Annotated in this window: 13 protein-coding genes; all 13 read right to left on the bottom strand. The window is 68.4% G+C overall.

Going from position 1 to position 14,312, the window contains the following annotated elements; translation table 11 throughout:
- Positions 1-110 precede the first annotated feature (110 nt).
- The 13 genes from smc to AU185_RS15360 all read right to left on the bottom strand — a co-directional run bounded on the left by smc (position 111) and on the right by AU185_RS15360 (position 14,310).
- Positions 111-3,698, bottom strand: a complete 3,588-nt coding sequence (gene smc / locus AU185_RS15300) for a chromosome segregation protein SMC (RefSeq protein WP_172800391.1) — start codon at positions 3,696-3,698, stop codon at positions 111-113.
- Positions 3,699-3,724: 26 nt separating this feature from the next.
- Positions 3,725-4,009, bottom strand: coding sequence for an acylphosphatase (locus tag AU185_RS15305; protein WP_059100099.1), 285 nt, complete (start codon positions 4,007-4,009; stop codon positions 3,725-3,727).
- Positions 3,993-4,409 (bottom strand): OsmC family protein, encoded by a 417-nt coding sequence (locus AU185_RS15310; RefSeq protein ID WP_059099635.1) that lies wholly within the window; start codon positions 4,407-4,409, stop codon positions 3,993-3,995. Before AU185_RS15310 ends, AU185_RS15305 begins: the two co-directional genes overlap by 17 nt.
- Positions 4,410-4,622: 213 nt before the next feature.
- Complete coding sequence (mutM, locus tag AU185_RS15315) at positions 4,623-5,480, bottom strand: DNA-formamidopyrimidine glycosylase (RefSeq protein WP_059099634.1); 858 nt, start codon at positions 5,478-5,480, stop codon at positions 4,623-4,625.
- Positions 5,473-6,174 carry a ribonuclease III gene (gene rnc, locus AU185_RS15320; RefSeq protein ID WP_059099633.1) on the bottom strand — a complete coding sequence of 234 codons (702 nt, stop codon included), beginning with the start codon at positions 6,172-6,174 and terminating at the stop codon, positions 5,473-5,475. The genes mutM and rnc overlap by 8 nt, the downstream gene beginning before the upstream one ends.
- Positions 6,167-6,742, bottom strand: a complete 576-nt coding sequence (locus AU185_RS15325; protein WP_059099632.1) for a YceD family protein — start codon at positions 6,740-6,742, stop codon at positions 6,167-6,169. Before AU185_RS15325 ends, rnc begins: the two co-directional genes overlap by 8 nt.
- A 44-nt stretch (positions 6,743-6,786) precedes the next feature.
- Positions 6,787-7,524 carry a cell division protein SepIVA gene (gene sepIVA, locus AU185_RS15330; RefSeq protein WP_059099631.1) on the bottom strand — a complete coding sequence of 246 codons (738 nt, stop codon included), beginning with the start codon at positions 7,522-7,524 and terminating at the stop codon, positions 6,787-6,789.
- A 228-nt stretch (positions 7,525-7,752) separates the two neighbouring features.
- Positions 7,753-8,319, bottom strand: a complete 567-nt coding sequence (locus tag AU185_RS15335; RefSeq protein WP_059099630.1) for a hemerythrin domain-containing protein — start codon at positions 8,317-8,319, stop codon at positions 7,753-7,755.
- An 84-nt stretch (positions 8,320-8,403) separates the two neighbouring features.
- Positions 8,404-8,883 carry a pantetheine-phosphate adenylyltransferase gene (gene coaD / locus AU185_RS15340; protein WP_059099629.1) on the bottom strand — a complete coding sequence of 160 codons (480 nt, stop codon included), beginning with the start codon at positions 8,881-8,883 and terminating at the stop codon, positions 8,404-8,406.
- Between the two features lie 24 nt (positions 8,884-8,907).
- On the bottom strand, positions 8,908-9,477 hold the full coding sequence (gene rsmD / locus AU185_RS15345; RefSeq protein WP_082683917.1) for a 16S rRNA (guanine(966)-N(2))-methyltransferase RsmD: 570 nt from the start codon (positions 9,475-9,477) through the stop codon (positions 8,908-8,910).
- Positions 9,474-12,869 carry a pyruvate carboxylase gene (locus tag AU185_RS15350; RefSeq protein ID WP_059099627.1) on the bottom strand — a complete coding sequence of 1,132 codons (3,396 nt, stop codon included), beginning with the start codon at positions 12,867-12,869 and terminating at the stop codon, positions 9,474-9,476. The genes rsmD and AU185_RS15350 overlap by 4 nt, the downstream gene beginning before the upstream one ends.
- Positions 12,870-12,904: 35 nt before the next feature.
- Entirely contained in the window at positions 12,905-13,537 is a 633-nt protein-coding gene (locus AU185_RS15355) for a vitamin K epoxide reductase family protein (protein WP_059099626.1), read from the bottom strand.
- Positions 13,534-14,310 carry a DsbA family protein gene (locus AU185_RS15360; protein WP_059099625.1) on the bottom strand — a complete coding sequence of 259 codons (777 nt, stop codon included), beginning with the start codon at positions 14,308-14,310 and terminating at the stop codon, positions 13,534-13,536. Before AU185_RS15360 ends, AU185_RS15355 begins: the two co-directional genes overlap by 4 nt.
- Positions 14,311-14,312 lie beyond the last annotated feature (2 nt).

Consider the following 14,312-nt stretch of genomic DNA (forward strand, 5'->3'; position numbering starts at 1 on the left):
GCATCTGTCACCGCGCCATTGTCTCAAGGTGACTCGGCGTCGACGCCCCCGGTGCATGCGATTTGTGCGCGTTCAGGAGCGCTCAGCGCTCCTCGATGTGCGCAAGTCGCCTAATTGGTGGCCGCGACCAATTCCTGACCACGCATCCGCTGGCTGATCACCGCGGTGATGCCGTCGTCGCGCATGGTCACCCCGTACAAGGCGTCGGCGACTTCCATCGTCGGCTTCTGATGCGTGATGACGATCAGCTGGGAGCGCTCACGCAGTTGCTCGAACAGGCTGATCAGCCGGCGCAGGTTCACGTCGTCGAGCGCCGCCTCGACCTCGTCCATCACGTAGAACGGCGAGGGCCTGGCGCGGAAGATCGCGACGAGCATCGCGACCGCGGTCAACGACTTCTCCCCGCCCGACAGCAGCGACAGTCGCTTGATCTTCTTGCCCGGCGGACGGGCCTCGACCTCGATGCCGGTGGTGAGCATGTCGTTGGGGTCGGTCAGCAACAGCCTGCCCTCCCCACCGGGGAACAGCGCGGAGAACACCCCACGGAACTCGCGTTCGACGTCGGCGTACGCCTCGGTGAACACCTGCAGGATGCGTGCGTCGACGTCATCGATGACATCGAGCAGATCCTTGCGCGCGCCCTTGACGTCCTCGAGTTGGGTGGACAGGAAGTTGTAGCGCTCCTCGAGCGCGGCGAACTCCTCGAGCGCGAGGGGGTTGACCCGGCCCAGCTCGTTGAGCTCGCGTTCGGCCTTCTTGGCGCGTCGTTCCTGCGTCGCGCGGTCGAACGGCATCGGCGCAGGCGTGGTGACCTGCTCCCCGCGCTCGCGCGCCTGCTCGAATTCGGCCATCTCCAGTTCCGTGGGCGGCAGCGGCACCTCCGGGCCGTACTCGGCGACCAGATCATCGGTCGCCATGCCGAACTGTTCGAGGATCTGTTCCTCGAGCTGCTCGATACGCATTGCCGCTTGCGCTTTGGCGACTTCGTCCTTGTGCAGTGCCTCGGTCAGACCGTTGACCTTGGTGGTGAGCTCGTTGACCGCGTCGCGCGTCTTGGCCAGCGCCGCGGTGCGGTGCTGGCGTTCGGCGGCAACCTCGTCGCGAGCGCGTGACGCCACCGCCACCACGGCGCTCAACCGTTGTGCGACAAGGCGGCCCGAGTCCGCAACCGCGGCGGCCACCGCCGCTGCATGCTGACGCGATTCGCGGGCACGAAGGGCGCGCAGCCTCGCCTCACGCTCGGCGGCCGCCGCCCGGCGCAGCGAATCCGCCCTTCCGCGAACGGCATTCGCGCGCTCCTCGGCGGTGCGCAGCGCCAACCGGGCCTCCACCTCGGCGCCGCGGGCCGTCTCGGCGGCAGCCATCGTCTCTTGCCGGTTGACGGGCTCGGCTTCGAACGTCGGCTCCTGCTGGGCGTTGTGCAGACGCTGCTCGAGCCCGGCGAGCTCCTCGACGGTGCGGGATCGGTTGGCCTCCAACTCGTCTCGCTGCTGGATCAGCCGTTGCCATTCGTCGTCGGCGGCGCGGGCCTCCTGGCCGAGTCGACCCAGCTGCTCGTAGATCGCCGAGATGGCGGCGTCGGATTCGTTGAGCGCGGCGAGCGCCTGCTCCGCGGCGTCCTGACGGCTGGCCTGTTCGGTCAGCGCGCCGGACAGGGCCGCCATCAACTCGCCGACCTGCCTCTCGGCTTCGGCCAGCTCGGTGCGGGCCTTCTCGACCTCCGAGGCGATCTCGAGCGTGCTGGGTTTGCGGTCCGACCCGCCGCTGACCCAGCCCGCCCCCACCAGGTCGCCATCGGTGGTGACGGCCCGCAGCTTCGGCCGCGAGGCGACCAGGTCCAGCGCGGCGGTCAGCTCCGACACGACCACCACGTCTGAGAGCATCGCCCGGATCGCGCCCCGCAGTCGCGGCGGCGCTTCGACCAGCTCCACCGCCCACACGGCGCCTGCGGGCAACGATTCAGCTTGCGGCGCTGCGTGTTCCGGCCAATCGCCGAGCACGATCGCCGCCCGCCCACCGTCGGACTCCTTGAGCGCCGCGACCGCAGCGCGGGCGGCCCCGGGGCTTTCGGCGGCGACCGCGTCTGCGGCGGCACCGAGCACCGCCGCGACGGCCGCCTCGTAGCCGTTGCGCACCTTCACCAGGTTGGCGATCGAACCCAGAAGCCCTGCGCCACCGCGATTTTGCTGCAGCCAGGCCGCCCCGTCCTTGCGATCCAGACCGACGGAAAGGGCTTCGATACGAGCGCGCAGCGAGGCGACCTGACGTTCTGCGCCGCGCTCGGCGGCCTGCAGTTCGGCGACGCGTTCGTCGGCCAGCCGCAGCGCGGTCACCGTGCGGTCGTGGTGTTCGTCCAGACCGACTTCGCCGGCGTCGAGTTCGCCGACGCGGCTTTGCACGGTCTCGAACTCGGCCTGGGCCTGCTGGGCCCGGGCGGCGGCCTCGTCGATGCTGCCGGTGAGGCGAGCGACGGTTTCGTCGATGGACTCCACGCGGGTGCGCATGGTGTCGACCTGACCGGCCAGCCGGGCCAGGCCCTCGCGGCGGTCGGCTTCGGCGCGGGCCGCGGCCAGGTGCGCCCGTTCGGCTTCGGCGGCGACGCGCTCACGCTCGGCCAGCTCGGCACGGGCGCCCTCGAGCTTCGCGCGCGATTCGGTCAGCTCGTCAAGCAGTTGCCGTTCCTGCGCTGCGATCTCGTCTGCCTGGGCTTCCAGCGCATCGGGATCGGGGCCGGTCGACGCCTCGGGCTCGATTTCGAGGTGCTGTGCCCGCTCGCTGGCGATACGCACTGTGGCACTGACGCGTTCGGCGAGCGCCGACAGCGAGAACCAGCTCTGCTGTGCGGCGTCCGCGCGTTCGCTGAGGCCGGCGACCGCCGCTTCGTGGGCGGCCAGCTCCGCGGTCTTGGCCTCCAACAGCGTCGCGATCTCGTCATGCTCGCGGCGCAGCGTGGTCTCGGCCTGGTTGGTGTTCTCGAATTCGGCACGGCGCGTGACGAGATCGTCGGCGGCCAGCCGCAGGCGGGCGTCACGCAAATCAGCCTGAATCGTCTGGGCGCGCCGGGCCATCTCGGCCTGCCGCCCGAGCGGCTTGAGTTGACGGCGCAGCTCGGTGGTCAGGTCCGTCAGCCGATTCAGGTTGGCCGACATCGCATCGAGCTTGCGGACCGCCTTCTCCTTGCGCTTGCGGTGCTTGAGGACGCCGGCCGCCTCCTCGATGAACGCCCGCCGGTCCTCGGGCCGCGATTCCAGGATCTCCGAGAGCTTGCCCTGGCCGACGATGACGTGCATCTCGCGGCCGATGCCGGAGTCGGACAACAGTTCCTGGACATCCATCAACCGGCAACCGCTGCCGTTGATCTCGTACTCGCTGCCGCCGTCGCGGAACATCCGCCGGGTGATCGAGACCTCGGAGTACTCGATCGGCAGCGAGTTGTCGGAGTTATCGATCGTGACCGTGACCTCCGCGCGGCCCAGCGGCGGCCGCGACGACGTGCCCGCGAAGATGACGTCTTCCATCTTGCCGCCGCGCAGCGTCTTGGCGCCCTGTTCGCCCATCACCCAACTCAGCGCGTCGACCACGTTCGACTTGCCCGAACCATTGGGCCCGACGACGCACGTGATGCCTGGCTCGAAGCGCAGAGTCGTCGGCGAAGCAAACGACTTGAAGCCCTTCAGGGTCAGACTCTTGAGGTGCACGACGTGCCACACTACCGCCGCGCGGGCTACCGCTCGGTGAACCCTTCTAGCGAGTCGCGAGGTTCTGAGAAGTCGGCGACGACATTGTCGACCCGACCCGGCGCCTCACCGCTTTGCAGCAGGTCAAGTAGCCGCTGGCACGCTTGGCGTGGACCCTCGGCGACCACTTGCACCCGGCCGTCGGGTTTGTTGGCCGCGAAACCGGTCAGCCCGAGTTCCAGTGCGCGCGACCGCGTCCACCACCGGAAGCCGACGCCTTGGACGTGGCCGTGCACCCACGCCGTCAGCCGTACCTCAGCTAACTCCTGCATCATGAACCTCAAAGGTCACTTTGGTCCCGGATTTGAGCGTGCGGCCGACGGTGCAGACCTGGTCGACCGCGCGCTCGACCACGGTGAGTACCCGCTCGACCTCGGCTTCCGACAAGCCGGACAGGTCGAGCTCCATGTGCTCCTCGAGCAGCGGGTACCGCTCCTGCTCGCGGTCGGCAGGCCCGGAGACGCGGATCGTCGCGGGGTAGTCGTCGCCGAGCCTGCGGCGCAGCGGCGCGTCACTGGCCATACCGCTGCATGCTGCCAGCGCGATCTTCATCAGCTCGCCCGGCGTGAAGACGCCCTCGACGTCCTCGCTGCCGACGAGCACCTCGGCGCCGCGCGAGCTACGCCCGGTGTAGCGGCGCTCGCCCGTCCGCTCAACCCACAGTTCCGTCATGCAGTATTTCTACAACGCTCGACGGGCGGGAATTCCGCTGCGGCCCGTCGGCGCTTACTCCTCAGACGTCACAGCGAGCCACGTTTCGCAGGGAAAGTGCGCGAAAACGACTGCGAAACGTCGATACGTGTGACGGCAGTGGTCTACGGGAACGCGCCCGCCCAGTGGACAGGGACATCTAGCCCGCCGGACGCCGGCCGCCCAGCGCGCAGCTTAAGCCCGCCTCGCCCGCGGCCGGGGTTGGCACCGTGGGCAGTAGAACGACGAGCGGTTCATGAACTTCTCCCGCCGCATCACCGCACCGCAGCGCCGGCACGGCTCACCTTCGCGGCCGTAGGCATCCAGCGACCGGTCAAAGTAGCCGGATTCGCCGTTGACGTTGACATACAACGCATCGAACGACGTGCCGCCCTGCTCCAGCGCCTCCCGCATCACCTCGGCGGCCGCGTCGAGCACCTCCGCCAGCTTGGACCGGGTCAGCGACGACGCCAGCCGGGCGCCGTTGACCTTGGCGCGCCACAGCGCCTCGTCGGCGTAGATGTTGCCGATGCCCGACACCACCGTCTGATCCAGCAGCTGCCGCTTGATCTCGGAGCGCTTGTGCCGCAACACCGTAACCACACCATCGCGGTTGAACAGCGGATCGAGCGGGTCGCGGGCCAGATGTGCGACGGGCACCGGCACCTGACTACCGTCGACGGTGACCATGTCGCTGAGCATCCAGCCGCCGAACGTGCGCTGGTCGACGAAGCTCAAGGCGGTGCCGTCGTCGAGCAGTGCGGCGATGCGCAGGTGATCCTCCCGCGGCAGCTCGCCCAGCAGCATCTGCCCGCTCATCCCCAGATGCACCACCAGCGCCGAATCGTCATCCAGAATCAGCCACAGATACTTTCCCCGCCGGCCCGTGCCGACGATGCGTGAGTTCAGCAGCCGCGCGGTCAGATCGGCGGGGCCGGCCTCGTGTCTGCGTACCGCGCGCGGATGGTGCACACGCACCGCGGTGATCGTCTTGTCGACAACGTGCGCGGCCAGTCCGCGCCGGACCACCTCGACCTCGGGAAGCTCAGGCATCTACCTCGGCGGCGGTCAGTGCGTTCCAGGCCGCCGCGGCCGCCTTGAGCTCGGCCTCCTTCTTCGTGCGCCCGACCCCCGTGCCGTATTCGGTGTCGGTGACGACCACCGTCGCGGTGAATTCCTTGTCGTGGTCCGGCCCGGTGGAGGTGACGACGTAACTCGGTGCGCCCAGCCCGCGCGAGGCGGTCAGCTCCTGCAAGCTGCTCTTCCAGTCCAGCCCGGCGCCCAGGGTCGGCGCCGTGTCCAACAACTCGCCGAACAGCCGCAGGATGACCTGCCGCGCGACGGTGATGCCGTGCTCGAGAAAGATTGCGCCGAGCAGGGATTCGACGCCGTCGGCCAGGATGCTGGCCTTGTCGGCGCCGCCGGAGTTTTCCTCTCCCTTGCCGAGCAACAGGTACGCGCCGAGCCCGCCTTCGGTCAGGTGACGCCCCACGTCGGCCAGTGCCTGGGTGTTGACGATGCTGGCGCGCAGCTTGGCCAGATCGCCCTCCGACCGGTCGGGGTGCCGGTGGTAGAGCTCCTCGGTGATGGTCAGCCCGAGCACCGCGTCACCGAGAAACTCCAGTCGCTCGTTGGTCGGCAGACCGCCGTTCTCATAGGAGTAGCTGCGGTGGGTGAGCGCGATGGTGAGCAGTTCGTCGGGCAGGTCGACGCCCAGTGCCGCCAGCAGCGCGGCGCGCTCAGTCACGCGTGTCCTCGTCGAACATGCCGGCCAGCTTGGCCCAGCGCGGATCGATCCGCTCGTGGTGGTGTCCGGGTTCGGCTTCGGCCAGCGCCACGCCGCAGTCCGGGCACAGCCCCGCGCAGTCGGGACCGCACAGCGGGGCGAACGGCAGCGCCAAGCCGACGGCGTCGATGATGGGCTGCTCCAGGTCGACGGTGTCGTCGACCACGCGACCGACCTCGTCGGCTTCGGTGGTCTCGTCGGTGGCGCTGTCGGGGTAGGCGAACAGTTCGGTCAGATCGATCTCGACGTCACCGGTGACCGGCGTCAGGCACCGTGCGCACTCGCCCGCCGTCGGCGCGGAGACCGTGCCGCTGACGAGCACGCCCTCCGATACCGACTCGACCCGCAGGTCGAGCGCCAGCGGGGCGCCTTCCTCGATTCCGATCAGGTCGAGCCCGATCCGCGCCGGGGCGGGCACCGTCTCGGAGACGGCCATCATCGCCCCGGGCCGCCGGCCGAGCCGGGAGATGTTGATCACGAGCGGCGATTGTGACGCGCGATGCGCCGCCGCTTTGGCATGCGTCGCCATGACAATCGAGTTTACGGCGAGGATTTTTGGCGACCCCTCGGCGCTCAGCGCGCCGCGTAGTCGTGCGTGCCGGCGGCGGTGCGAAGCTGGTGTCGCCCGCGGCCGACCGAGCGCAGTGTGCCGTTGAGGAAGTCCTCGAACTCCGCGAGCTTGCTGTCGACGTAGATGTCGCACTCTCCGCGCAGCCGGTCCGCCTCGGCGTGTGCCGAGTCGATGAGCCGGGTCGCCTCGGCCGTCGCGGTCTGCACGATCTCGGTCTGCGATACCAGCCGCTGTTGCTCTTTGATGCCCTCTTGCACGGCCTTCTCGTAGGCGAGGTTGCCGCTCTCGATGAGCCGGTCGGCTTCGGTCTTGGCGCGTCCGGCGCTGGCCTCGTACTCGCGTTTGGCGGTGGCGGCGATGCGGTTGGCTTCCTCGCGGGCCTCCCCGACCATCCGCTCGCTGTGCTGGCGGGCCTCGGCCACCATGCGGTCGGCCTGGGCTTTCGCGTCCGCCAGCAGCCGGTCGGCCTCCGCGCGGGCGTGGTTGAGCACCGAGTCCGCCTCCGCCGTGGCCGTCGAGACCATCGAGTCGGAATGGTCCTTGGCCTCGCGAAGCATCCCGTCGCGCGCATCGAGGACATCCTGGGCGTCGTCGAGCTCACCGGGAATCGCGTCCTTGATGTCGTCGATCAACTCGAGGACATCACCGCGGGGCACTACGCAGCCTGCCGTCATCGGCACGCCGCGCGCTTCTTCCACAATCGCGCTCAGTTCATCGAGCGCCTCGAAAACTCGGTACACGGCAACACCCTCCAGGCGTAGTTGACAGTTACCAGTGTGCCTGGTGTTGCCCGTGTGACTCGGCTTCCGCGTCGGTGTGTCGCTTCGGACCTCGTTCATCCTCGACAAACACCGCGGTTGGCCGGGTCGCACCGCTACCCCAGACCGCAACTGCCTGCTGAATTGCTCGTGCGCATTATGTCAAGCGCGCGGTTGACGCGACGATCGGGGAAGGCCGGCGCGCGGCGACTACTTCAGCGCTGCACCGATGAGGTCTCGGGCGCGGTCGAGCATCGAGGCGAACGGCCCAACCGCGAAGTTGGCCTTGGCCGACTCCACGCCGGCGTGCGGATGGGTCGGCGCGATCGCCTCGGCGGCCCGCACCGCGCCCGCCATCCGTTTGAGGTCGTCGCCGTCGAGCTTGCGCTGCAGCTTGTTGAACTCCTCGTGCTCCTCGTGCTCGGCGTGCTCGACCACGTCGTCGCGGAACTTCGTCAACTCGTCGATGAACTCCTTCGATCCGAGGTCCATCTTCTCCAGCCGCGACAGGAACTCCTTGGCCTCGTGTTCCTCTTTGAGCCGTGCGTCGACGATCGAGTCTCCGTCGGCCACCTCTTTGCGGGCCCGCGGATGCACCACCATCTCCTCGGCGGTCTCGTGCACGGCGAGGAGTTGACGAAGATCGGTGAACGCCTTCTCGCGGGCTTTCGTGTCCGACGCGCCGAGCACCTCATCGAACATGTCCTTGATCAGATTGTGTTGATCGGTGAGGAACTTCACGACGTCGTCGGTGTTCTGGACGAACGTTTCGACCATGGCAGAAACCTCCTGCGTTTTCGCTATTGGTGTGGGCGCGGATGGGCTGTGCGCCACCTTCCGCCTACCCGGCGCAGACGGAAATTAACCCTGGCGAAGCTTGGCTTGCAGTCGCTTGTTGACCGGCGCGGGCAGCAGGTCGGAGACGTCGCCGCCCAGCGTGGCGACCTCCTTGGCCAACGACGAGGACACGAACGAATACCGCGGTGTGGTGGCGACGAAGAATGTGTCGACGCCGGCGATGTGCTTGTTCATCTGCGCCATCTGCAGTTCGTATTCGAAGTCGGTGCCGGTGCGCAGGCCCTTGACGATCGCGGTCATGCCGCGCTGTCGGGCGAAGTCGACGACGAGCCCCTGGCCGGACTCGACGCGCAGGTTCGACAGATGCTCGGTGGACTCCTCGATCATCGCGATGCGCTCGTCGAGCGTGAACATGCCCTTCTTATTCGGGTTGACCAGCACGGCGATCAGCAATTCGTCGAACTGCGCGGCCGCGCGCTCGAAGATGTCGATGTGACCCAGGGTCACCGGGTCGAAGGAGCCCGGGCATACCGCGCCGCTCATGAGCGATGACGGTATCAGGGCTGCTCAATCGCTGACTTGGGCCAGCTCCAGGCGGGTGTCGCCGTAGCTGCGCGACGGCCACACGTGCCACCCCGGCGGCCAGTTCAGCGGTGGTCCGCTTGCCCCACGCTCGACGACGACGACGGTGCCGTCGGTGGTCCACCCGCCGTCGACCAACGCCGCGAGCACCTCGGCGACCTCGGCCGCGTCGACGTCGTAGGGGGGATCGGCGAAGACCACGTCCACGGGCGACGACGCACCGGCCGAGAGCACCGCGGCCACGGTGCCGCGTCGCACGGTCGCCCGCGACGCCCCCAAGGTGGCGATGTTGTCGGCGATGACGCGGGCGGCCCGGGCGTCGGATTCCACGAAGACCGCCGACACCGCTCCCCTCGACAACGCCTCGAGGCCGAGGGCTCCGGAGCCGGCGTACAGATCGAGTACCGCCGCCCCTGCGAGATCGATACGCGCGGCGAGCACGTTGAACAACGATTCGCGGACCCGGTCGGTGGTGGGCCGGGTGCCCCGGCCAGATCGATGCTGCGGCACCGTGATTCGTCGACCGCCGAAGGCCCCGGCGACGATGCGGGTCAGCTGACCACCACCAGTAGATCGCCGCCTTCGACTTGTGCCGTCTCCGACACCGCCACCCTGCTGACCTTGCCGGCCTTGGGCGCGGTGATCGCGGCCTCCATCTTCATCGCCTCGATGGTGGCGACCGTCTGCCCCGCCTCCACGTCGTCGTCCACCGCGACGTTGACGGTCACCACGCCCGCGAACGGCGCGGCGACATGGTCGGGATTGGCGCGGTCGGCCTTTTCGGCGGTCGGGATGTCGCTGGCGACACTGCGATCGCGCACCACCACCGGCCGCAGCTGCCCGTTGAGGATGCACATCACGGTGCGCATGCCGCGTTCGTCAGGGTCGGAGATCGCTTCGAGCCCTATCAGCAGTTCGACCCCACGTTCCAGCTGGACGCGGTGCTCGTCGCCGTGGCGCAGCCCGTAGAAGAACTGGTTGGCCGACAGGCTCGAGGTGTCGCCGTACTGTTCGCGGTGGGCGTCGAGTTCCTTTGTCGGGCCGGGGAACAACAACCGGTTCAGCGCGGCCTGGCGTTTCGGGCCGGCTTGGGCGAGCACCGCTTCGTCTTCCTCGCTGAGTTCCTGTTGTGGTTTCGCAGGCGCCCGCCCGGCCAGCGCCTTGGTCCGCAGCGGTTCGGGCCACCCGCCGGCGGGCTCGCCGAGTTCGCCGCGCAGAAATCCGATCACGGACTCGGGAATGTCGAATCGCGAAGGGTCCGAAGCGAACTCATCGGCGCTGATGCCCGCACCGACGAGGGCCAGCGCGAGGTCGCCCACCACTTTGGACGAGGGGGTCACCTTCACCAGTCGGCCCAGCACCCGGTCGGCGGCCGCGTAGTTGGCCTCGATCTCCTCGAAACGGTCACCGAATCCGAGCGCGATAGCCTGCTGGCGAAGGTTCGACAGCTGTCCGCCGGGGATCTCGTGGTGATAAACCCGCCCTGTCGGGGCCGGAGGGCCGGCGGCCACAACATCGAAGGGGGCGTAGACCTTTCGCAACGCCTCCCAGTACGGCTCCAAGTCGCACACCGCCTGCAGCGACAACCCGGTGTCGTACTCGGTGTGCGCGGCGGCGGCGACGATCGAGCTGAGCGCGGGCTGGCTGGTGGTGCCCGCCAGCGGCGCCGCCGCCCCGTCGACCGCGCTGGCGCCCGCCTGCCAGGCGGCCAGATATGTCGCCAGCTGACCGCCCGGGGTGTCATGGGTGTGTACGTGCACCGGCAGGTCGAATCGACTGCGCAGCGCCGTGATCAGCGTGTGGGCGGCCTGCGGCCGCAGCAGCCCGGCCATGTCCTTGATCGCCAGCACGTGGGCGCCGGCCTCGACGATCTGCTCGGCCAGCTTGAGGTAGTAGTCCAACGTGTAGAGATTCTCGCCGGGGTCGGACAGATCGCCGGTGTAGCTCATCGCGACTTCGGCCACCGCCGTGCCGGTTTCGCGGACCGCGTCGATGGCCGGCCGCATGGACTCGACGTTGTTGAGCGCGTCGAAGATCCGGTAGATGTCGATGCCGGTCGCGGTCGCCTCGGCGACGAACGCGTCGGTGACGGTCTCCGGATACGGGGTGTAGCCGACGGTGTTGCGGCCCCGCAACAGCATCTGCAAGCAGATGTTGGGCACCGCCTCGCGCAGCGCGGCCAGCCGTTCCCACGGGTCTTCCTTCAGAAATCGAAGCGCCACATCGTAAGTCGCGCCGCCCCAGCATTCGAGCGACAGCAGCTGCGGTGTCATCCGCGCGATGTAGGGCGCGACCATCAGCAGGCCGGTGGTGCGCAGACGGGTGGCCAGCAGCGACTGGTGCGCGTCGCGGAACGTCGTGTCGGTGACAGCCAACGGCTTGGAGTCGCGCAGCCAGCGGGCGAACCCGTCGGGCCCGAGTTCGGTCAGCAGTTGCTTGCTGCCGGCCGGCGCCGCGGCCGCGAGGTCGATCTCGGGAAGCTTGTCCTGCGGATACACCGACGCGGTGCGGGGGCCATGGGGCTGGTTCACCGTGACATCGGCCAGGTAGTTGAGGATCTTGGTGCCGCGGTCGGCCGGGGTCCGTGCGGTCAGCAGATACGGGCGTTCGTCGATGAACGACGTGCTGATGCGGCCGGCGCGGAAGTCGGCGTCGTTCACCACCGCCTGCAGGAACGGGATGTTCGTCGACACGCCGCGGATGCGGAACTCGGCCAGCGCGCGGCGCGAGCGTGCCACCGCCGCACCGAAGTCGCGGCCCCGGCACGTCAGTTTGACCAGCATCGAGTCGAAGTGGGCGCTGATCTCCGCGCCGAGGTGGGTGCCGCCGTCGAGCCGGATGCCCGCGCCGCCCGGCGTGCGATAGCCGGTGATGCGGCCGGTGTCGGGCCGAAAGCCGTTGGCCGGATCCTCGGTGGTGATGCGGCACTGCAGGGCGAAACCCCGCGGCGCCGTCATCATGTCCTGGCCCAGGCCCAGATCCTCGAGCGTCTCGCCGTCGGCGATGCGCAGCTGCGACGACACCAGGTCGACGTCGGTGATCTCCTCGGTGACGGTGTGCTCGACCTGGATGCGGGGATTGCACTCGATGAACACGTAGTGACCGCGCTCGTCGAGAAGGAATTCGACGGTGCCCGCGAAGGTGTAGTCGATCTGACGGGCGAAGGTGACCGCGTCGGCGCAAATCCGTTGCCGCAGTTCTCCGGACAGGTTCGGCGCCGGCGCCATCTCGATGACCTTCTGGTGCCGGCGCTGCACGCTGCAGTCGCGTTCGAAGAGGTGCATCACGTTGCCGTGGGTGTCGGCCAGGATCTGCACCTCGATGTGGCGGGGGTTGAGCACCGCCTGCTCGAGATACAGCGTCGGGTCGCCGAACGCCGACTCGGCCTCACGCGACGCGGCATCGATCGCATCCGGCAACGCGTCGAGGTCGGCGACGCGTCGCATCCCGCGGCCGCCACCGCCGGAAACGGCCTTGACGAACAACGGGAACTCCAGGCTCGACGCGACGGCCATCAGCTCATCGGCCGATGCCGACGGTGCCGACGAGTTCAGCACCGGTAGGCCCGCGGCGCGGGCCGCGTCGATCGCGCGGGATTTGTTGCCGGTCAACTCGAGCACTTTCGCGCTGGGCCCGATGAACGTGATCCCGCTGTCGACACACGCGGCGGCGAGCTCAGGGTTCTCCGACAGGAAGCCGTAGCCGGGATACACGGCGTCGGCGCCGGCATGCTTGGCCACCCGGATGATCTCGTCGACCGACAGGTAGGCCCGGACCGGGTGTCCGGTTTCGCCGATCTGATAGGACTCGTCGGCCTTCAGCCGGTGCAGGGAGTTGCGGTCTTCGTGTGCATACACCGCAACCGTGTCGATCCCCATCTCATAGGCGGCACGGAATGCCCGGATCGCGATCTCGCCGCGATTGGCGACCAGGACTTTAGAAATCACGGGCGCTCACGCACGTACTGTATCGCCCGGGGACCCTAGACCAACGTGGACCAGTAGCTCCAGAAGCGCACGAGGATCAACAGCAGCAGGCCGGTGAACCACAACGCCACCAGCGACCACCGCCAGGTGTGCAGCCCGCGCACGACCGCGTTGCCCCGCTGCGGCTGCAGAGCGATGGCGGCGACGACGACCAGCAGCGGGATCGTCACCGCCCACACCACCATGCAGTACGGGCACAACGCGCCGATGCGGTACAGACTCTGGAAGATCAGCCAGTGCACGAACGCGGTGCCCAGCAGCGTGCCGGTGGCCAGGCCGGCCCAATACCAGCGCGGCAGCTCGACGCGCGCCAGCGCCAGCACGCCGGTCACCACGACGATCGTGAACGAGACGATGCCGATCAGCGAGTTGGGGAAGCCGAACACCGAGGCCTGCGGCGTGATCATCACCGAACCGCAGGACAGCACCGGGTTGAAACTGCAGGAGGGAACGTACTCCGGGTCGATCAGCAGCTCGATCTTCTCGACGGTCAACAGGACCGCCGCGACGAGCCCCAGCACACCCGCGATCAGGATCCAGACCGCGCTCGGGCGCCCCACCGGCAGGCCCGTCGGCTCCTCAGCCGCGGGCTCGGTCGGCGAGACGGCGCCGGGCGCGGCGACCGTCACGGCGCCGACTGCGGTGTCGGATCGGGGTTTGGCGGCGGGGCCCCGGCGTCCAGCGCGGGCACCTCGCCGACGATCTTCTCGATCTCGGCGATCAACGCGTCAGGGGTGGACGGCGAGTAGTCCTCGCCGTTGATGCGGATCGTCGGCGTCGAGTTGACGCCGGCGGCTTTGGCAAGGCCCTTGACCATCTTCTCGTAGCGGCCGCTGTTGATGCACTCGGGAACCTCGCCGGTCACACCCGCTTGCCGGGCGATTTCGATGAGCCGGGCGTTGTCGGGGAACGGGCCGACGCCCTCGGGCGGCTGCTGGGCGAACAGCGCGGAATGGAAACGCCGGAAGGCTTCCTTGTCCGCGTCGGCCACGCAGTACGCCGCGTTGGCCGCGCGTGTCGAGTAGCCCTGCCCCGCCCGGTCGAGGATGGAGACCATGTAGTAGTCGGCGGCAACGGCGCCGCTGTCGATGAGCTTGTTGATCGTGGGCCCAAACTGCTTTTCGAAGTTGCCGCACGCGGGACACAGGAAGTCCTCGTAGAGCGAGATCACGGCCTTGGGCTCGGACGTGCCCTCCTTGGTGATCACGTTGCTCGACGCGATGTGGACCGCCCTGACTTCACCCTCACCGGGTTTGTCGCCCTTGGTCATCACGATGTACACCACCAGCGCGACGGCGAAGACCACGACGACGGCGGTCAGGCCGATCTGCACCGCCAGATTGCGCTTGCGATCGGCTGCCTTCAGGTCGTAGCGCGGAGTCTTCTTCGGTTTCGAGGCCACGG

The sequence above is a fragment of the Mycobacterium sp. GA-0227b genome (assembly GCF_001499855.1).
GTDB lineage: Bacteria > Actinomycetota > Actinomycetes > Mycobacteriales > Mycobacteriaceae > Mycobacterium.

Bases quoted from the DNA above. Each gene is read 5' to 3' on its own strand.
- AU185_RS15325 (WP_059099632.1), bottom strand. From the start codon at position 6,742: ATGGCGACGCATGCCAAAGCGGCGGCGCATCGCGCGTCACAATCGCCG.
- AU185_RS15310 (WP_059099635.1), bottom strand. From the start codon at position 4,409: ATGACGGAACTGTGGGTTGAGCGGACGGGCGAGCGCCGCTACACCGGG.
- AU185_RS15305 (WP_059100099.1), bottom strand. From the start codon at position 4,009: ATGCAGGAGTTAGCTGAGGTACGGCTGACGGCGTGGGTGCACGGCCAC.
- AU185_RS15335 (WP_059099630.1), bottom strand. From the start codon at position 8,319: ATGGTCGAAACGTTCGTCCAGAACACCGACGACGTCGTGAAGTTCCTC.
- coaD (WP_059099629.1), bottom strand. From the start codon at position 8,883: ATGAGCGGCGCGGTATGCCCGGGCTCCTTCGACCCGGTGACCCTGGGT.
- mutM (WP_059099634.1), bottom strand. From the start codon at position 5,480: ATGCCTGAGCTTCCCGAGGTCGAGGTGGTCCGGCGCGGACTGGCCGCG.